Below are 17,978 nucleotides of genomic sequence, written 5' to 3' on the forward strand. Positions count from 1 at the left end.
TCTACTCAATCTCGACCAGCACGTCGCCGGGTGTGACCCGGTCCCCTTTCTGGATATGAACGGCGGCGACGGCTCCCGAAACGGTTGCCTTGACCTCAGTTTCCATCTTCATCGCCTCAATAATCAGAACCGGATCGCCGGCGGAGACCGAGTCCCCTTCCTGAACCAGCACGTCCACGATATTGCCCGGCATGGTCGTGGTGACATCGCCTTCCTTGCTCGCCCGGGCACGATGGCCACTGCCACCTCCGGCACCGGCAGGCGCGCCAATCGACTCCAGCTGGATCTCCTCCGGCACGCCATCCACGGTCATGTAGAACCGGCGTTCGGAGTCGCCGGACGGGCTGGCGCCCGTGACGTGGATGTCGTAGGTCTCGCCGTGCACGCGGATCTTGAACTCAGTGGACACCCCACTCGTCTCTCCGGAGGGCACCGGCTCGAGGACTTCCGGTTGCAGGGTGCCGTCCCGGCGCTGCTCCAGATAGGTCTGGGCCTGATCCGGGAACATGGCGTAGGTCAGAACGTCTTCTTCGGTCGTCGCCAGATCACCCACCTGTTCCTTGAGCTTGTGGAACTCATTGGTCAGCCGATTCGCCGGCCGCTCATCGATCAGCTCCTCCTTGCCCACGGCACGACGTTGCAGCGCCTTGTCCACTTCGCCCGGCGCCTTGCCGTACCAGCCCTGGAGGTACTTCTTCACCTCGTTGGTGATGGTCTCGTAGCGAGCGCTCGACAGGACGTTGATCACCGCCTGGGTACCGACGATCTGGGACGTGGGCGTGACCAGCGGCGGATAGCCCAGATCCTTCCGTACCCTGGGAATCTCGGCGAACACATCCCGAATCCGGTCCAGAGCGCCCTGCTCCCGCAGCTGGTTGGCCAGGTTCGACATCATGCCACCTGGCACCTGGGACAGCAGAACGCCCGTATCGACACCGTTATAGTCACTCTCGAACTGGTGGTATTTCTTGCGCACTTCCCGGAAATGGTTGTTGGCCTTGTCCACAGTCTCCAGATCCAGCCCGGTGTCATAACCGGCATCATGCAGCGCCGCCACCAGCGATTCGGTCGGTGGGTGACTGGTGCCACCAGCGAACGACGACAGCGCCGTGTCGATATGGTCCACACCCGCCTCGATGGCGGCCCACTGGCACATGGTGGCCATACCGGAGGTGTAGTGGGAATGCAGGAATACCGGAACACTGAAGTCCTTTTTCAGGCCGCTGACCAGATCCGCAGTCGCTGAGGGCGTGAGCAACCCGGCCATGTCCTTGATGGCGATACTGTCGACACCCAGATCGACCATCGCTTTGGCCTGATCGAGAAACGCCTCGGTCCCGTGCACCGGGCTGACTGTGTAACAGAGCGTGCCCTGGGCGTGCTTACCGGTCTTTTTGACCGCCCTGATGCTGGTTTCCAGATTCCGAACATCGTTCAACGCGTCGAAGATCCGGAACACATCGATGCCATTGTCAGCGGCCTTTTGCACGAACGCCTCCACCACATCGTCGGCGTAATGGCGATACCCCAGCAGGTTCTGCCCCCGCAGCAGCATCTGCAGCCGGGTGTTGGGCAAGGCGGCTTTCAGTTGGCGCAACCGCTCCCACGGATCTTCTTTCAGGAAACGCACACAGGCGTCGAAGGTCGCCCCACCCCAGCACTCCAGTGACCAGTAACCGGCCTGATCCAGCCATTCGCAGGCCGGCAGCATGTCTTCGGTGCGCAACCGGGTGGCGATCAGGGACTGATGCGCATCCCGCAGGATGACGTCGGTGATGTGAATCTTGCGTTTTGCCATGGTGATCTCTCCCGATTCGCGAATTACAGGCCGGCCTGCGCGGCAATGGCGGCGGCAATGGCGGTGGCAATGGATTCCGGCCGGGACTTGGTGCTGTAGTCCAGCAGTTCCGGATGATTCTCGACAAAGCTGGTGTTGAAGTTGGCAGCCCCGAAGTCCGGATGCTGCAGGATCTGCTGGTAGTAGGGGATGGTGGTTTTCACCCCGTAGATGCCCATGTCATTGAGCGCGCGCCGGCTGCGCTCCAGCAGCTCCTGCCAGGTCATGGCCCAGACAATCAGCTTGGCGCACATGGAGTCATAGTAAGGCGGAATCTCATACCCCGTGTACATGGCGGCGTCGGTACGTACGCCCGGACCGCCCGCTGAATAATACCGGGTGATCCGCCCGAAGCTGGGCAGGAAGCCGTTTTTCGGATCCTCGGCATTGATCCGGAACTGGGCGGCGAAGCCCCGGTAGCGGATCTGGGACTGGTCGACCGGCAACGGCTCACCGGCGGCAATTCGGATCTGCGCCTTGACGATGTCGATCCCGGTGATTGCCTCGCTGATGGTGTGCTCGACCTGAACGCGGGTGTTCATTTCCATGAAGTAGAAATCGCCCGTATCGTCCAGCAGGAATTCGACAGTGCCCGCGTTTTCATACCCGCAGCCTTTGGCCACCCGCACGGCCAGATCCCCGATGTACTCCCGTTGCTCTTCGGAGAGCTGGGGCGAAGGTGCCAGCTCAATCAGTTTCTGGTTACGGCGCTGGATCGAGCAGTCCCGCTCGTAGAGATGCACCGCGTTGCCCTGTCGGTCCGCGAGGATCTGCACTTCGATGTGGCGGGGGTTGACGATGCACTTCTCCAGGAATACCTCGGCACTGCCAAAGGCTTTGGTGGCCTCGGAAATCACCCGCTCATAGTTCTGTCGCATCTCCTGATCGTTATCGCAGCGCCGGATGCCACGACCACCCCCACCGGAGGTGGCCTTGAGCATGACCGGGTAACCAATGCGGTTGGCCTGCACGACGGCATCCTCCACATCCCGGAGGTTCCCCTCCGACCCCGGCGTGACGGGCACACCGGAGTTGATGGCTGTGGTCCTCGCCTCGGTTTTGTCACCCATGGAGCGGATGACCTCAGCCGCTGGCCCGATGAACTGAATGCCCCGATCACGGCAGACAGACGCGAGTTCATGATTCTCCGACAGGAACCCGTAGCCGGGATGCAGGGCATCACAGCCAGTTTCCACCGCCAGATTCACCACATGATGCGGGTTCAGGTAGCCGGACAACGGATCGCGACTGATGCAGTGCGCCTCGTCCGCCTTCTTGACGTGAAGCGAGTACTGATCCGCCTCCGAATAGATGGCCACTGCCTTGATGCCCAGCTCCTGGCAGGCCCGGGCGATCCGCACCGCGATCTCACCGCGATTGGCGATCAGCACCTTTTTTATGGACATGGAAAACCCTCCGTTAATCGAACCGGCCCTGAACGGCATTCACGATCTCCGAGAACGACGTCGCCCGGGCGCGGCTGTCCAACGACACCTTGAGGCGTCGGGTGATGTGGCTGGCTGAGATCAGCCCCCGCAGGCCGGCGAGCGCCGGGTCCTGCGACTGTCGATCCACAACGAGCATGTGCTCAGCATGGGCCTTATTGAAGGTGGATACCAAATCCCCGACCCGGGCGTCCTTAAGAGCCCGGATATCGATAGCCGGCAATTGACCGATCGGCTGCATGATGTCGCGGACATTCACGTCCTCGAGGCTCATCCCCATGCGATAGGCCCTGGCCATGGCTTTGCGGCCAAGTACGTCCTTGAGAGTGACCAGGCCGATGCAGTCACCGGCGCCATTGACCACCAGTTTGAGCGCCGAGTCGGCCATTTTCATACGGAGACGGGCGTCGCCCACGTCCATGTTCTCGCTGATGACCGGCGGGCGTTGGTCCCGGAAATCGGTCATCACGGAGCGGGCGGGATCTTCGCTGTCGAGGTCCGCGTGAACCTCAGGGTGAGCGATGTGCTGGGTACCCAGCTGTTCCACAGTGGGCAGGGAATGATAGTGGCTGCTCATGGCACACCTCCTGAAATCGGATGATTCGGACGGTCCTCAGACGCACGTTGACGTTGGCGGATCGTCACGATGACAACACCGGATTCAGGCGCGGCGTGGCGGCCCCTGTGGCAAAGCGGGGTATGTAATGAGTCTGGGCCGGACCCGGCGACCGGGAAGGAGCGGCAGGCGCCCGAGACAACGGGGAATCGCCAGGAGGAAAAACCAACAGAGTACGGGCAGGATGCCCAGGGGAGACGTACCATCCTCGCCCACACCGGCATCTTCGGAGAGCCCAATGCCGATATGGCTGTACGCCGGCCCGGATGCAAGATCGGCCTGGTAACACGCCGTGGCACCGGCAAACAGCACCACCAGCAGCAGAACCAGATTCAGTCGATTCCTCATGAACGACACCGGAAACATCCTTTGGCCCACCCGACCAGTCTCCCGGTTGCTGTCGCTCATCATCAAGCCGACCGGGAGGCGTTTAGTTTCGTTGCTACCTACCTGTTATAACACAGGAGACCGCCTTCCGCGAAAGACACCCCGTCGTCCACACCCAACAATGGACTCAGGGGAACGTTTCGGTGAAGAACCGTTTCAGTCGGTACTGGGAAAACACCAGCCAGGCGGGAGCGCCCCGTTCATAACCAACCGCCTCAACGGTCGTGTGCCGTGCGGCCACCCGTTTCAGTGTGTCGCCCTGATCACGGGCCGCGTCGACGAAGAACACGTGACGTCCCTCTTTCAGCGCCTTGTCAAAGCGTTTGAACGCCACGTTCGGTGTCTGGATGCCCCAAAGTCCGCCCTGCCATGCACAAAACCCGAAGACGATCAGAGACAGCAGCACAAACGGCGCCCAGCCAGCCGACGTTGCGGTCCAGCCGGCGGTGTAAGCCACCAACAGCACCAGTAACGCCAACGGCACGCCAACGCCGATGCCGATCAATGTTGAATGAATGATGTCCTGTTTCATGAACGAGGTCACCTGATGCAGGTGATGGTGACGGGATGCTTCTGACTCGTTCAGGGTCAGCAGATGAATCTGGGTGGTACTGACGTTCTCCCGTTCCAGTTCTTCCTCAAAGGCCTCAAGGTCATCGAGGTCGTCGCTGATGAAGTAGTACCGCGTCAATGTCATGGTCAACTCCCCTCTCCAGGACCGGTTTCCACACACCGGTTGGATCAGACAAGGAACTGCCGTGTGGTGATCAATTTTCGCACAACCATATCAGGATGCAAACTGATTTGAGCATTGCCGGTGTCAGCAGAGAAGGGAGGGAATAGGCCGGGCTCCCGGCGGAGCCCGGCAAAGGTCGACGGGTGCTATAAAAAATCGGAGAGGCTCAACTCCAGCCGTGACTGGTTCGCATACACGTCGCCGGGCTGCAGCGCCGGTGTTTTCGGAGGAATGGCCGATGGCCAGGCCGCAGAGAGGCTCTCTAACGACTGCATCACGTCACGGTAGGCATCCGCATCCACCTTTTTCAGACTGGCGGACTGTTCCTTCAGGTAATCCCGAGCTGCAAGCACAAATCCACGCCCATCCTGATACTCATGATCCGCGACGAACCTCTGACCGTCTATGGCTTCGTCGTATTCCAGTGCCGCCTGCTTGGTCAGCACGAGCACCACTCGGGCTATCGTGGCCGGCTCAGAGCGAACATCCGCGGGGACGGCATCAGCGGCCTGATCAATCGCCGACCACGCCGCCTGGTACTCCGCTTTGACGCCTGCCCAGTTGGTGACCGAATCCGTTTCCTCCGCCAATGCCTTGAGCTTGCCACTCAGAGCATCCTGACCACGGGCTTCAGCACCGGCCTCAACCGCGTCATTCAGCTCAATCCATGGATGTGTCAGGTGGGGACGACCGGCCGGGACCTGATCCGCGGTCAACAGCTCTCGCGCAGCAATCAGGTGACCGCGCATCTGGCCAAGGAGAGCCAGGTATACGCCATCGGACTCAACAGCAGAGGGGACGGAGCCGCCTTCTCCGCCTTCTCCGCCTTCTCCGCCTTCTCCGCCTTCTCCGCCTTCACCACCTTCGCCGCCCGCAGCGAAGTAACTGAAGGCGTCACCAAGGCCGGCATGGTTTTCTCCACCTTCACCGCCGTGGTGTTCACCGCCTTCGCCGCCGTGGTGTTCACCGCCTTCGCCGCCGTGGTGTTCGCCACCTTCACCACCGTGGTGTTCACCGCCTTCACCACCGTGGTGTTCACCGCCTTCACCACCGTGGTGTTCGCCGCCTTCACCACCGTGGTGTTCGCCGCCTTCACCACCGTGGTGTTCACCGCCTTCGCCGCCTTGATGCCCGGCGGATTCTCCACCGTGCGAAGCGCTCGCCTCGGCCTCTTTTGAATCGGTGTGGTGTTCGCCCTCATGAGCGACGGCGTATTGCCCTGTCAGTACAGTGGCAACACCGATGCCCATCCAGAGTTTGGTTGTTGTCTTCATCGAAAACGCATCCTGTTTCTGAGGTGTCCACGACGCTTCGGCCCCCGTGTTAGTTGCCACAGTGAGCATCGGCATCGCATTATTGGGTGTACAGGGCCAACAATGTAAATAGTTCGCATTAATAACTCAATACGGAAACCGGGATGATTCTCAACATCGGCAACATTCTCTCTCAAGAGCAGCTCATACGAATTCGAAGCGCGGTCGACCAGGCATCCTTTGCCGACGGCCGGAAAACGGCCGGCTGGCACGCCAGGCTGGTGAAACAGAACGAACAGATGATCACCGGTGACACTACGATGGACGCGCTCCGTCAGGAGGTGCTTGAACACCTGCAAAACCATCCCGTATTCCAGATGGCCGTCCGCCCTCACCGCATCACACCGTTGGTCTTCAGTCGCTATCGGGATGGTATGACTTATGGCAACCACGTGGACGATCCGATCATGGGCCAGGGACCCGGCCGTCTGAGAACAGACGTCTCGTTCACTGTGTTTCTCGATGACCCCGAGGATTACGACGGTGGCGAACTGGTCACAGATACCACCGCCGGCGAGCAGACCTACAAACTGCCGGCGGGCGCCGCCATCGTCTATCCCTCATCCACACTGCACCGGGTCGAGTCTGTCACACGGGGAGAGCGTCGCGTGGCGATCGGCTGGGCACAGAGCACCATTCGGGATCCGGCACAACGGGAGGTCCTGTTCGATCTGGACACGGCCCGCCGCCAGCTTTTCGAAAAGCAGGGAAAAACCCATGAGTTCGATCTGCTGACCAAATCGCTCGCCAATCTCCAGCGTTTCTGGAGTGATGTCTGATACGGTCCGGCCAGAAACCTCACTGGCCGGACCGGTATCTGTCCCCCATTGATCGGTCGCTCCCTTCCCGTTGGCCGTAAACTGAGTACCAGAACGACACACAACAGGGGAGCAACCCAATGGCAACCGCTGCGGCGAAACCGTCCTTCCCGGTACGGCGGCAGGACTTTGAGTTTTCATCCGTGCCAAAGCACTGGGTCGATAATGACGCGTTCATGACCCACATTTTCAATGCGCTGTCTTCTCTGTTTCCGGATGGGGAGACGTTTTTCGTGGACAGTGTCCGCGCTGTCCGGGATCAGATCGACGACCCTCAGCTCCAGAAAGACATTGGTGCGTTCATCGGCCAGGAGGCCATGCACGCGAAGGAACATGGCGCCTTCAATGAAGCGGCGCTTACCCATGGGTTCAACATCAAGCGCCTTGAGGGTTGGATTCGCGGCATGCTGGACGTAAAGAAAGTGCCCTTTCTGAACAACAAGCGGTGCCACTTGGCCGGGACCGTCGCTCTGGAGCACTTTACCGGTATTCTGTCGGCACAGCTGATGAAACAGGAAGACATGGTCGAGGCCATTGACCCATCGATGCGCAAACTCTGGGTCTGGCATTGCATTGAGGAGAACGAGCACAAGGCCGTTGCCTTTGACACCTACCAGGCCCTTTACGATCAGGACGTGGTGGATTATGCGCTTCGGATGGGCATCATGGTGCTGGCAACCACCTTCATCCTGTTCGCCATCCATGCGTTCACACTGGAGCTGATGCGCCAGGATCGCCAGTTGCTGAACATTCGTTCCACGGTCCGCGGGCTCTCCCGACTCTGGGGCCGTCGCGGCCTATTCAGCCGGACCATTCCGGAGTTCCTGGACTACTTCAAGCCGGGCTTCCACCCCTGGCAGCACGATACGCAATTTCTGCTACATCGCTGGCGCCGTGAGATCGGTGCCAAGTGAGACGCCAGACCAAGTGAACCGCCACAGAGTATGGCGAAAAAACGGGCACCTCGGGGTGCCCGTTTTTTATCGCGTATCCGATGGTATGATCACGACGCCCGGCTCTCATCGTGAATCAGGCTTTCCAGGTGATGGGACAACTCCACAAGCTGCTCGTGTTTGAGTGACCGCAGCAGCTTGTCCAACAACCGACGAATCCCCTTCTCTGCGGTGCTGATGCCCATATCGGCGCTCTTTTTGGTCACACCGCCCATCGCCACCTTGTTGGTCGGCTGGTGGTAGTAATGATGGATGCTCAGTTCAACCACTTCGCAAAGCGTGTCGATCACATCACCGATGTAATTCTCGGGGTTGCTGTCATTGCGGGTCTGCGCGATCAGGTCGGTCGCCCGCCGATGCAGATCGGCATCAATAGTGAAAACCAGGTGTGCCTCGCCCGTCTCCGGGTGAACCCAGAGCATGCTCTCGAGATAGGTGCTCAGTTCCCGGAGCTCATCTTCGCTTCGTTTGCTGAAGAACTGACGGATCACCATCCGAATGGCGCTCATGACCGCCTTGATTCCGGAATCGGCGGTCTTCTGCATACCACCACTGAGGGGCACGATTTCCGTCGGGCGCTGGTAATAACTTTCCAGCCCATGGTCCGTCAGTTGGATGACGATGTTCGCCGCGTCACCGCTGAGCCTCTTCGCACCGGCGTCGCCTCTGTGAATGCGCTCGGCGGTTTCCCGCGCTTCCTCGTGCAACTCGTTTCGAATGGGGAACCCCCAGTAGGCCGTTTTCTCGCTCATGGCAGCCTCGTTTTTGTCGTCGTCAGCGATTGGGTATCGATCGGTCCCAGTATTCCCCGTGCGCTGTCAGGCGACATTGGCTGCGATGCAACGGAACCGGTCACCTCGGTCAAACCCGTCATCGCCGGAAACGGGTTTCCAGAACCACAGCCGAGTTGGTCCGTTCCACACCGTCAAGGTTGCCAATATCATCCAGCACGGCACTCAGCTGCTCCAGAGACTGGGCCTCGACGATGGCTATCAGGTCGTACTCGCCACTGACGGAATAGAGCTGGGTAACGTGACTGAGCTGCTCCAGCGCCGCGTTGACCTTCACCGTCAGTTTCTGGTGGACCTTGATCGACACATGAGCCTGCACCCGCCGGGCCGCATAATCACCGCCCAGCTCAACCGAGTAACCCTGGATAACCCCCCGGGTTTCCAACCGCTCCAAGCGGTTCTGGACTGTGGAGCGCGACAGATTCAGGGCCCGGGCGAGGTCCGATATGCTGGCGCGGGCATTGCGTCGTAGCAGCGCAATCAGGCGCTCATCCTGCGAACCAATCATATTGATCACTTACTTCGTTATTTTGATCAATACTGGCATCAAATCGATCATTTCGAAACTACAATTTGACAGTCACGATCGCCATACTGGCGCCAACGCACTGAAAACGGCGCAGGAAATGGCTTATGATCATCCGCCCCATTACTGACAGCGATCTGCCCGCTCTGCAGGCCATCGCAGTGGAATCCGGACCCGGATTCAACTCACTGATTGATGACCGCGTGTTTCTCGAGCAGAAAATCGCCCACGCCATGGACAGCTTCCGTCGCTCGGTGGACGCCCCGGACCGCGAGGGATACCTGTTCGTTCTGGAGGACCCGGATACCGGCGACATCATGGGAACAACGGGCATCGAAGCCGCCGTGGGGCACCGCAACCCGCTTTACCACTTCCAGATCTCCCATGTCCGTCATCGCTCACCGGAGCTGGGGCTGGCCTGCCAGCAGGATGTGCTGCACCTGTGCAATCACTACACCGGCTGTTCCGAAGTCTGCAGCCTGTTTCTGCGGCCACAGTTCCGGCGCGCCAATGCCGGCCGCCTACTCTCGCGTGTGCGGTTCCTGTTTATGGCCCAGCATCCGGAACGCTTCGCCGACACGGTGATCGCAGAAATGCGCGGCGTTTCCGGCGACAATGGCGAATCCCCGTTCTGGCAGGCCTTCCAGCGCCACTTCGTCAACCTTGATTTCGAGACCGTCACCCGGCTGGCGGGTCTGGGCCACACCCGGGCCATTGCCGATATGATGCCACGCCACCCGATCTACTCACGGTTTCTGGATGACGCGGCCTGCCGGGCCATCGGTGAGGTGCATCAGCAGACCCGCCCCGCACGTCAGATGCTGGAGTCAGAGGGATTCCGGTATACGGGCTATGTCGACCCATTCGATGCCGGCCCGACGCTCGAAGTCCGGCGAGACGACATCCGCAGCATCCGTGACAGCATCGGATGCTCGGTCCAGCCCCTGGAAGACACCGACGCCACATTGGCACAGGCTCACGGAACGCATCATCATGACACCATCGCCATTGCCAATGGCGGCGTGAGTGATTTCCGGGCCACGGTGACCGACCAGGCTGTTTACCTGCCGCGCCACAATCGCCTGCTGGTACCGGGCCACGTTCTCGAACAACTGAACTGCGCCAGCGGCGACACCATTGGATTCACCCGTCTGAGCCCTGCGGCTCAGGCCACCATGCCAAAGGAGGTTTCCCATGCACTCTGACCGTCACACCCTGTTCCAGAAGCTGTGGGAGCACTACCTGACCGTGACACCTTCGGCAAAGGACATTCACCGGCTGCTGGGCGGCACCCAGGGGCAAGCCATCGTCAATGATCACATCGCCCTGCGCACCTTCAACCTTGACCCGGTGCGCCTTGACCGGCTGGCCGAGCACTTCCGGGTACTCGGCTATCAGAGGGGCGGCGAGTATCACTTTGATGCCAAGAAACTGTATGCCCGCCACTACGAGCATCCTGACCCGACGGCGCCGAAGGTCTTTATCTCGGAACTGCTCGTCGACCAATGCTCGCCGACACTGCAGGCAATCGTTGGGGATCTTGTCGCGCAGGTCGATCCTGCAGCCGTGGATGCGGACGACTTTCTCTATTCCGGCGCCCACTGGTCCATCGATGAGGCCACGTACCGGACGCTGCTTGAGGAAAGCGAATACGCAGCCTGGATGGCCGCCTGGGGCTGGCGACCGAATCACTTCACTGTGAGCGTCAATGCGCTGGAGCAGTACACGACCCTGGCGTCAGTCAACGAGGCATTGAAGGATGCCGGCTACCGTCTCAACGACTCCGGCGGCGAGATCAAAGGCTCGCCGGAAGTCCTGCTGGAACAGTCCTCAACGCTGGCCGACGAGGCCGACGTCCGGTTTCGTGACCGAACGGCACGCATCCCGAGTTGCTTCTACGAGTTCGCCAAGCGTTATCCGGACAAAGACGGCAAGCTGTACGGTGGCTTCGTACCGGCCTCGGCAGACAAGATCTTCGAGAGCACCCACGCCGCCGGACGCTAGTGTCCCGTCGGGCTCAGGAGGCCGAAACGGGTAAATCCGGCATCGGACCGCGGATACAGTCGTCGACCTGAGCCGGGTCCGGGATCGCCTCCTCACGCACCATCACGATCAGTGCCCGTGCGCTGAACCGATGATCATGAGCCGGGTGGCACACGACCTCTTCATCCTCGGTGATGTAGGCCATGAGCGTGCCCATGCCGGCAACCAGCAGACGACAGGCAACGTCCGCCCAGACCACATTCTCCAGCGTCACCTCGTAACGGACCGGATGGTCGTCGTGGTGGGTGAAGAGGTTCTCAAGCACCTTCTCCGACCCCCGTGCCACAAGCGCCCGCACCAGCATCTCCGGATACGCCCGGATCGGGCGCAGCGTTGAGCTGGCACCAAGGCGCTCGGCCCGTTCGCGGTTATCGGTGGTCACGCATTCGGCCACCGTCAGCGGCTGGCGCCCGTCGCACTGCCGGTCGATCTGCATCAACACATCCAGTGTGACACTGTCCGAGGTGCGGCTGTCCTCGTCCGCGGCAAGCACAATGATGGCCCGCGCCTGGGCTGGTGTCACCGCCGCCAGTGCCTCCGGATCGGTCGCATCACCGTGGTGGTGAACGACCCCCTGCTCCCGCAGACCGGCCGGCAAGCCATCGGGAAACCCATCCGTCAGAATCTGAACCGGCGTGTCCGCAAATTCCCGCGTGGCCTTGAGCTGGTCCAGCAAACGGCGGAAATACACGTCGGGATTGCGGTTGGGACTGTTGATGATCAGCAAGTGGTCCTGCATCTGCCACCTCCAGCGGCCCTGAATCATGTCGTCTTTGCGCTTCAGGCGGTAGTCGATGTAGTCACTCGCCAGCTGCGCCATGAGCGTAATGCCCGCCAGATAAAGGAAGCCGGTTGTCGCCAGCCGCCCCATCGCCGTGGTGGCCGAGAAATCGCCGTAGCCCACGGTGGTCAGTGTGGTGAGCGTCAACCAGACCGCATCGCCGACCCCAAGGGACTCGAACCCAGTCATCGCCACCACGTGCAGACCGGACAGCAACAGCAGCCACCCCAGCACACGACGCAGGCGCGCGCCCATGTCCACCTGGATATGGCGGGTCATCGCCCGTCGGGAGGGTCGGCGCAGTGCTTTGAGAATCAACATTGTGAGTCGTCACCAGCGAACATCGGGCTCAAGCGTAGCAGGCCCGGTCCATGTCATCGACTCGCTTGCCGCTGGTTCATGGCCAGGACACTGCCTTGGCGGATATGAACACTTTGTTGGTCGCTGCAGTCATCCCCCGACGGGCGTTTTCCGGTTAGAGTGATTACACTAATCTGGAGAGGTGAAACAGATGCAGCCCGATATTCCCGTTCTTATCATCGGCGCCGGTTTTGGTGGTCTTGGCATGGCCATCCGACTGAAAGAGCGCGGCCGTAATGACTTCCTGATCGTCGAAAAAGGCGACGATGTGGGCGGTTGCTGGCGGGACAATACCTATCCGGGCGCCGCCTGCGACGTGCCCTCACACCTGTATTCCTTCTCGTTCGAGCGGCACTACCCCTGGAGCCGACGCTTCGCGCCCCAGGCCGAGATCCTCGATTACCTGCAGTACTGTGCCCGCAAGTACGCAGTGGACGACCGTATCCGGTTCAACACCGAGGTCTGTGAAGCGCATTACCGGGATGAGGACGGGCTCTGGTCCGTGACGCTGAGCGACGGCGACACGCTGACGACACGGGCGCTGATTACCGCAACCGGGCAGCTCAACCGGCCCGCGTACCCGCCGCTCTCTGGCATTGACGACTTTGCGGGAGCGCACTTCCACAGCGCCCGCTGGGATCACGGGGTGGACCTGACCGGTAAAAACGTCGCCGTGGTCGGCACCGGCGCCAGTGCCATCCAGTTTGTTCCGGAAGTGGCAAAGTCCGCCGGTCACCTCACCCTGTTCCAGCGCTCCGCCGCCTATGTGCTGCCCAAGCCCGACCGGCTCTACCATCCCACCGAGCACTGGGTCATGAGCAAACTGCCCGTGACCCAGACTCTGGATCGGCTGAAACTGTACACCACGTTCGAGACCCGGGTGCTCGGCTTTACCGTCTTCAAAAAGGCCATGGTCGGTTATGAGTGGCTGTTCCAGCGCCATCTCAAAAAGCAGGTCCAGGACCCGGAGTTGCGCCGGACACTGACACCAGACTACCCGATGGGCTGCAAACGCATTCTCATGTCCAACAACTACTACGATGCGCTGACCCGGGACAATGTCTCGGTCGTCGGGCACGGCATCGAGTCCGTGACCCGCAACGGACTGGTGGACGACACCGGCACCCACCACCCGGCGGATGTGATCATCTATGGCACCGGGTTCCAGGCCACGGATTTCCTCTCCCCCATGACGATCACCGGGCGTGACGGGAAGTCATTGAATGACGCCTGGCGAGACGGCGCGGAAGCGTACCTGGGTATCACCGTCCACGGCTTCCCCAACCTGTTCATGCTTTACGGGCCCAACACCAACCTCGGGCATAACTCCATCATCTACATGCTCGAGAGCCAGATCGACTACGTCCTGCAGTGCATTGACGCACTTGACCGCCCGGACGTACAGGCAATGGAAGTCCGTCCGGAACCCCAGTCCCGCTTCAATGACCGGCTGCAGGCGCAGATCCGCAACACCGTCTGGGACCAGGGTTGCGACAGCTGGTACAAGACCGCCAGCGGTAAAAACACGAACAACTGGCCGGGTTTTACCTTTGATTACCGGCGCCGGACCCGGGCCATTGCCACGGACGATTACGACTTCATCCCCGCCAAACCATCACAAGGGTCGTCACACGCATGAAACGCATCCTGATCACCGGCGCCGCCAGCGGCATCGGACGCGCGACCGCCACCCTGTTTGCCCGCAACGGCTGGACTGTGGGTCTGCTGGACGTGAACAACGACGCGCTGGTCTCGCTCTCAGACGAACTGGCCGGCGCTTGGTACCAGCGGCTGGACGTCACCAGTCACAGCGACTGCATCGAGGCCTGCGAGGCCTTTGCCGAGGCGCATGATGGACTCGATGTGCTCTTCAACTGCGCCGGCATCCTGCGTATGGGCGCGTTCGAGGACATCGCCGCCGATCAGCACGCGCAGATCATCAACGTCAATGTGAACGGCCTGATGAACATGAGCCTGGCCGCCCTGCCGCACCTGAAAAAAGGCGATCAGCCAGCCGTCATCAACATGAGCTCGGCGTCGGCGCTGTACGGCACGCCCGACTTTGCCAGTTATTCCGCCAGCAAGTTCGCCGTACGGGGGCTGACCGAAGCACTGAATATCGAGTGGGAACGCCAGGGCATCCGCGTGGTGGACATCATGCCGCCCTTCGTAAAAACGCCGATGCTGGATGAAGCGGAATACCGGGCCCCCGTGGTGGACCGGCTCGGGGTGAACCTCTCGGCCGACGACATCGCCGGGGAGGTGTACAAAGCAGCCAACGGCCCGACTCCGGTCCATAATCCGGTGGGCGGTCTCTTCAGACTGATGACCCTGATGGACAAGGTGCTGCCCAGCCGATCCACCAAATGGACGATGAGTTGGCTCAGTCGCCACTGAGGCGGCGGTGCCATGTTCATCAGCCGCCGAACGAGGAGCCCATGCCAATGAAAGACTTTCGCGATAAGGAAGTACTGATCACCGGCAGTGCCAGCGGGATCGGCCGCGAAACTGCGCTCGCCTTTGCCGAAGCCGGTGCCCGCTCGTGGCTGGCCGACATTGATGAGACCGGCAACCAGGAAACCGCCCGTCTGGTCCGGGACAAAGGCACGACTGGTCACCCCCTGCACTGCAACGTCGCGGACGAAACGTCCGTGCGGGCCATGGCAGAGGAAGTGCATGGCGAGATCGAAGCTCTGGATGTGCTGATGAACAATGCCGGCGTCGGCACCGCTGGCCGGTTTCTGGACACCACGCTGGAGAACTGGCGCCGGACCCTGGACATCAACCTGATGGGCGTCGTCCATGGCTGTCACGCGTTCCTCCCCAACATGGTGGCGCGGGGGGAAGGCGGACATGTCATCAACACCGCCTCGGCCGCTGGCTACTATGCCGCACCGGACATTCCCGTCTATGCTGCCAGCAAGTTCGCCGTGCAGGGGTTTACCGAGGCGCTGCGGGCCGACATGGCGCAGCACAGCATTGGCGTCACGGCGATCTGCCCGGGCATCATCGACACGCCCATCGTCGCCAAATCGGTGATGGAGGGAAAAATGAGCGAGGGTGACCGGCAGTCGAAGATCGTGGACTTCTACCACAAGCGCAACTACACCCCAGCGCAGGTCGCCCAGGCCATTCTCAAGGCCGTGCGCCACAATGTCGCTGTTCAGCCGGTCTCGCCGGAAGCCTGGGGATTGTATGTGGCAAAAAGGCTGACGCCCGGCGTTCTCGGGCGGCTGTCCCGGTCGGAGCTGCCGTTCCTGAAATAGCCGTCTCACCACGAACCGGGTCAGGACAGATCCAGATCCGGGTAACGGCGTTTCATCCGCGACAGCCGGACGATGGTCACGAGGTTGGTCACCACAACCAGTCCTTCCGCCAGGGTCGCACCAATCGAGCCAATGGCGATGTTGTTCGCCATCCATGCCAGCCCTGCCCCCGCCAGGAACAACCGCATGGGGATGCCGCGCAGCATGAACATACCGATCGTGCCCAGAAGCATCGCGGTCGTGGGAAACACGTCAATCCAGCGCTGCCAGGTCAGCACCACCACAACCGCACTGACCGCCAGCATCCCCATCATCACCGGCACGCTGCCGAGAAAACGCCGGGCCAGACCAATGCGGACAATCACCAGCACCGTCAACGCGGCCGCCGTCCAGCTCTGGAACAACGCGTACTGAGTGGCAAAGGCCACATTGGCGCCAATCAGAAGGCCCATGAGCCGCTCATCCCGAGTGCTCGCAAAGCCTGCGATACAGAAGCCGAGCGCGATCAGCCCGACGACCTGACCGGCCATTTCCGACAGTGTCATGTCCGCCAGCATGCGGCCTCCCTGACCGATAAAACGCCAGTCTAACGGCGGACAATCCCTCTCGTCTCTGCAGAATGCCCGTTACCCAGTCGGATCTCACCGAACCAGACAGGACATTTGTGATTCCGTTCAGAAAAAATACGCCTCTCTTGTTGAATTGTTATATTGTCTGACATAAAGTCAATGATACAGATCAGCAAGGAGTCGTCTCCCATGAATGCCAAGATCCAAGACAACCTGGACGAAGCCCAGCCAACCGAGACCAATCAGAAGGGCCGCTCCTGGCGGGACCCGAAGCGCTACCTCTGGCTGATGGGCCCCGCCCTGCCGGGCATTGGCCTGGTGGCCCTGAGTGGCTATGCCATTGCACCGAAGAAGCTGCGCGGTCTGGCCTGGACCGGCCCGGCACTGGTGCACGGCATCATCCCCGCGCTGGATCGCGCGATTGGCGAGGACCCGAGCAACCCGCCCGATTCCGCGGTCAGCGAATTGGAAGCAGACAAGTACTACGAGCGCATCGTGAAGGCGTTCATTCCAACCCAGTACGCCGTGACAGCGCTTGGCGCCTGGCTGGCCAGCCGCAAGAAGACGCCGACGTCCGACAAGCTCGGACTGACTCTGACAGTGGGCGCGATCAACGGCATCGGCATCAACACCGCCCACGAACTGGGCCATAAGCCGGAGAAGAGCAAGAAGCTGCTGGCGATGATGGCGCTGGCACCGACCGGTTACACCCACTTCGTGGTCGAGCACAACTTCGGCCACCATAAGCGCGTTGCGACGCCGGAAGACCCGGCCAGCAGCCGCATGGGCGAAAGCTTCTGGAAGTTCCTGCCGCGCACGGTCGTCGGCGGCATCAAGTCCGCCGTGGAGATCGAGAAGGCCCGACTCAAGCGCCGTGGCAAAGGGTTCTGGTCACTGGACAACGAGCTGCTTCAGGGCTGGGCCATGAGTGCCGGCTTCTTCGGCGCCACGACCCTGGTCTGTGGCCCCCGCGCCATTCCGTTCCTGGCCGGTCAGGCGGTTTACGGTGCCAGCCTGCTGGAGACGGTCAACTACCTGGAACATTACGGCCTGAAACGCGAGCAGAAAGAGAACGGTCGGTACGAGCGCACCCAGCCGGAGCACAGTTGGAACAGCAACCACACAGTGACGAACCTGTTCCTCTATCAGCTCCAGCGCCACTCGGACCACCATGCGCACCCGACCCGGAGCTTCCAGGCCCTGCGGCACTTCAAAGAGGCACCGCAGCTGCCGGGTGGGTATGCCTCCATGCTGCTCCCCGCGTATCTACCGTCCTGGTGGTACGAGATGATGGACAAGCGCGTTATCGACCACTACGAGGGCGACCTCAGCAAGATCAACTGGGACCCGGACCGCAAGGAAGAGCTGATCGCGAAATACGCCGACTACGCAGAAGCGGTGGCCGAAAAAGCTCGGGCGGATCGCAAAGCGGCCACCGAAACAGAGAACGACACTCCCGCACAGGAATCCGCAACGGCCTGATGCTAATCCGCCCACTCGGTGACGAGCCCCGATCCGGTCCTGCCCGGCCGGGGCT

The 17,978-nt window shown here is 61.0% G+C and carries 19 protein-coding genes; 9 read left to right on the top strand and 10 right to left on the bottom strand.

What is annotated here, in order from left to right; genetic code table 11:
* Position 1: 1 nt before the first annotated feature.
* The 6 genes from oadA to C8D92_RS15715 all read right to left on the bottom strand — a co-directional run bounded on the left by oadA (position 2) and on the right by C8D92_RS15715 (position 5,737).
* Positions 2–1,798 carry a sodium-extruding oxaloacetate decarboxylase subunit alpha gene (oadA, locus tag C8D92_RS14170; RefSeq protein WP_116919746.1) on the bottom strand — a complete coding sequence of 599 codons (1,797 nt, stop codon included), beginning with the start codon at positions 1,796–1,798 and terminating at the stop codon, positions 2–4.
* A 23-nt stretch (positions 1,799–1,821) separates the two neighbouring features.
* Positions 1,822–3,243, bottom strand: coding sequence for an acetyl-CoA carboxylase biotin carboxylase subunit (locus C8D92_RS14175; protein ID WP_095611669.1), 1,422 nt, complete (start codon positions 3,241–3,243; stop codon positions 1,822–1,824).
* Positions 3,244–3,256: 13 nt separating this feature from the next.
* Positions 3,257–3,859 (bottom strand): CBS domain-containing protein, encoded by a 603-nt coding sequence (locus C8D92_RS14180; protein WP_116919747.1) that lies wholly within the window; start codon positions 3,857–3,859, stop codon positions 3,257–3,259.
* Positions 3,860–3,943: 84 nt separating this feature from the next.
* A complete protein-coding gene (locus C8D92_RS14185; protein ID WP_133243132.1) occupies positions 3,944–4,246 on the bottom strand; it encodes a hypothetical protein in 303 nt (100 codons plus the stop codon).
* Between the two features lie 166 nt (positions 4,247–4,412).
* Entirely contained in the window at positions 4,413–4,982 is a 570-nt protein-coding gene (locus tag C8D92_RS14190) for an NAD/FAD-utilizing enzyme (protein ID WP_095611683.1), read from the bottom strand.
* 185 nt (positions 4,983–5,167) lie between these two features.
* Positions 5,168–5,737 (bottom strand): hypothetical protein, encoded by a 570-nt coding sequence (locus C8D92_RS15715; RefSeq protein ID WP_165819286.1) that lies wholly within the window; start codon positions 5,735–5,737, stop codon positions 5,168–5,170.
* Between the two features lie 21 nt (positions 5,738–5,758).
* Here C8D92_RS15715 and C8D92_RS15720 point away from each other — a divergent pair, with 21 nt between their 5' ends.
* The 3 genes from C8D92_RS15720 to C8D92_RS14205 all read left to right on the top strand — a co-directional run bounded on the left by C8D92_RS15720 (position 5,759) and on the right by C8D92_RS14205 (position 8,066).
* Positions 5,759–6,199, top strand: coding sequence for a hypothetical protein (locus C8D92_RS15720; protein ID WP_165819287.1), 441 nt, complete (start codon positions 5,759–5,761; stop codon positions 6,197–6,199).
* A 239-nt stretch (positions 6,200–6,438) separates the two neighbouring features.
* Complete coding sequence (locus tag C8D92_RS14200) at positions 6,439–7,113, top strand: Fe2+-dependent dioxygenase (protein WP_116919749.1); 675 nt, start codon at positions 6,439–6,441, stop codon at positions 7,111–7,113.
* Between the two features lie 119 nt (positions 7,114–7,232).
* A complete protein-coding gene (locus C8D92_RS14205) occupies positions 7,233–8,066 on the top strand; it encodes a metal-dependent hydrolase (RefSeq protein ID WP_116919750.1) in 834 nt (277 codons plus the stop codon).
* An 89-nt stretch (positions 8,067–8,155) separates the two neighbouring features.
* Here C8D92_RS14205 and C8D92_RS14210 read toward each other — a convergent pair whose 3' ends face one another.
* Positions 8,156–8,857: a hypothetical protein gene (locus C8D92_RS14210; protein WP_095612183.1), complete on the bottom strand. Its 702-nt coding sequence runs from the start codon at positions 8,855–8,857 to the stop codon at positions 8,156–8,158.
* Between the two features lie 118 nt (positions 8,858–8,975).
* A complete protein-coding gene (locus tag C8D92_RS14215; protein WP_095612182.1) occupies positions 8,976–9,404 on the bottom strand; it encodes an Lrp/AsnC family transcriptional regulator in 429 nt (142 codons plus the stop codon).
* A gap of 125 nt (positions 9,405–9,529) precedes the next feature.
* Here C8D92_RS14215 and C8D92_RS14220 point away from each other — a divergent pair, with 125 nt between their 5' ends.
* Positions 9,530–10,627, top strand: coding sequence for an arginine N-succinyltransferase (locus tag C8D92_RS14220; protein WP_116919751.1), 1,098 nt, complete (start codon positions 9,530–9,532; stop codon positions 10,625–10,627).
* Complete coding sequence (locus C8D92_RS14225; protein WP_116919752.1) at positions 10,617–11,426, top strand: DUF1338 domain-containing protein; 810 nt, start codon at positions 10,617–10,619, stop codon at positions 11,424–11,426. The genes C8D92_RS14220 and C8D92_RS14225 overlap by 11 nt, the downstream gene beginning before the upstream one ends.
* A gap of 13 nt (positions 11,427–11,439) precedes the next feature.
* Here C8D92_RS14225 and C8D92_RS14230 read toward each other — a convergent pair whose 3' ends face one another.
* Positions 11,440–12,567, bottom strand: coding sequence for a potassium channel family protein (locus C8D92_RS14230; RefSeq protein ID WP_116919753.1), 1,128 nt, complete (start codon positions 12,565–12,567; stop codon positions 11,440–11,442).
* Positions 12,568–12,757: 190 nt separating this feature from the next.
* Between C8D92_RS14230 and C8D92_RS14235 the strand changes: the two genes are divergently transcribed.
* From C8D92_RS14235 to C8D92_RS14245, 3 genes are read left to right on the top strand one after another with little or no spacing between them, the layout of a single operon-like run.
* A complete protein-coding gene (locus C8D92_RS14235) occupies positions 12,758–14,245 on the top strand; it encodes a flavin-containing monooxygenase (RefSeq protein ID WP_116919754.1) in 1,488 nt (495 codons plus the stop codon).
* On the top strand, positions 14,242–15,003 hold the full coding sequence (locus C8D92_RS14240; protein ID WP_116919755.1) for an SDR family oxidoreductase: 762 nt from the start codon (positions 14,242–14,244) through the stop codon (positions 15,001–15,003). Before C8D92_RS14235 ends, C8D92_RS14240 begins: the two co-directional genes overlap by 4 nt.
* 47 nt (positions 15,004–15,050) lie before the next feature.
* Positions 15,051–15,872, top strand: a complete 822-nt coding sequence (locus C8D92_RS14245; protein WP_165819288.1) for an SDR family NAD(P)-dependent oxidoreductase — start codon at positions 15,051–15,053, stop codon at positions 15,870–15,872.
* A gap of 20 nt (positions 15,873–15,892) precedes the next feature.
* On the opposite strand, the gene C8D92_RS14250 is transcribed toward C8D92_RS14245, so the two are convergent.
* On the bottom strand, positions 15,893–16,429 hold the full coding sequence (locus tag C8D92_RS14250; RefSeq protein WP_116919757.1) for a YgjV family protein: 537 nt from the start codon (positions 16,427–16,429) through the stop codon (positions 15,893–15,895).
* A 201-nt stretch (positions 16,430–16,630) separates the two neighbouring features.
* Here C8D92_RS14250 and C8D92_RS14255 point away from each other — a divergent pair, with 201 nt between their 5' ends.
* A complete protein-coding gene (locus C8D92_RS14255) occupies positions 16,631–17,923 on the top strand; it encodes an alkane 1-monooxygenase (protein ID WP_116919758.1) in 1,293 nt (430 codons plus the stop codon).
* The last annotated feature ends 55 nt before the right edge of the window (positions 17,924–17,978 follow it).

Origin of the sequence: Tamilnaduibacter salinus (genome assembly GCF_003096655.1) — a bacterium.
GTDB lineage: Bacteria > Pseudomonadota > Gammaproteobacteria > Pseudomonadales > Oleiphilaceae > Tamilnaduibacter > Tamilnaduibacter salinus.

What these genes read in the sequence shown, in the direction of transcription:
- oadA (WP_116919746.1), bottom strand. Translation starts at nt 1,798, where the DNA reads ATGGCAAAACGCAAGATTCACATCACCGACGTCATCCTGCGGGATGCG.
- C8D92_RS14175 (WP_095611669.1), bottom strand. Translation starts at nt 3,243, where the DNA reads ATGTCCATAAAAAAGGTGCTGATCGCCAATCGCGGTGAGATCGCGGTG.
- C8D92_RS14180 (WP_116919747.1), bottom strand. Translation starts at nt 3,859, where the DNA reads ATGAGCAGCCACTATCATTCCCTGCCCACTGTGGAACAGCTGGGTACC.
- C8D92_RS14185 (WP_133243132.1), bottom strand. Translation starts at nt 4,246, where the DNA reads ATGAGGAATCGACTGAATCTGGTTCTGCTGCTGGTGGTGCTGTTTGCC.
- C8D92_RS14190 (WP_095611683.1), bottom strand. Translation starts at nt 4,982, where the DNA reads ATGACATTGACGCGGTACTACTTCATCAGCGACGACCTCGATGACCTT.
- C8D92_RS14200 (WP_116919749.1), top strand. Translation starts at nt 6,439, where the DNA reads ATGATTCTCAACATCGGCAACATTCTCTCTCAAGAGCAGCTCATACGA.
- C8D92_RS14205 (WP_116919750.1), top strand. Translation starts at nt 7,233, where the DNA reads ATGGCAACCGCTGCGGCGAAACCGTCCTTCCCGGTACGGCGGCAGGAC.
- C8D92_RS14210 (WP_095612183.1), bottom strand. Translation starts at nt 8,857, where the DNA reads ATGAGCGAGAAAACGGCCTACTGGGGGTTCCCCATTCGAAACGAGTTG.
- C8D92_RS14215 (WP_095612182.1), bottom strand. Translation starts at nt 9,404, where the DNA reads ATGATTGGTTCGCAGGATGAGCGCCTGATTGCGCTGCTACGACGCAAT.
- C8D92_RS14220 (WP_116919751.1), top strand. Translation starts at nt 9,530, where the DNA reads ATGATCATCCGCCCCATTACTGACAGCGATCTGCCCGCTCTGCAGGCC.
- C8D92_RS14225 (WP_116919752.1), top strand. Translation starts at nt 10,617, where the DNA reads ATGCACTCTGACCGTCACACCCTGTTCCAGAAGCTGTGGGAGCACTAC.
- C8D92_RS14230 (WP_116919753.1), bottom strand. Translation starts at nt 12,567, where the DNA reads ATGTTGATTCTCAAAGCACTGCGCCGACCCTCCCGACGGGCGATGACC.
- C8D92_RS14235 (WP_116919754.1), top strand. Translation starts at nt 12,758, where the DNA reads ATGCAGCCCGATATTCCCGTTCTTATCATCGGCGCCGGTTTTGGTGGT.
- C8D92_RS14240 (WP_116919755.1), top strand. Translation starts at nt 14,242, where the DNA reads ATGAAACGCATCCTGATCACCGGCGCCGCCAGCGGCATCGGACGCGCG.
- C8D92_RS14245 (WP_165819288.1), top strand. Translation starts at nt 15,051, where the DNA reads ATGAAAGACTTTCGCGATAAGGAAGTACTGATCACCGGCAGTGCCAGC.
- C8D92_RS14250 (WP_116919757.1), bottom strand. Translation starts at nt 16,429, where the DNA reads ATGCTGGCGGACATGACACTGTCGGAAATGGCCGGTCAGGTCGTCGGG.
- C8D92_RS14255 (WP_116919758.1), top strand. Translation starts at nt 16,631, where the DNA reads ATGAATGCCAAGATCCAAGACAACCTGGACGAAGCCCAGCCAACCGAG.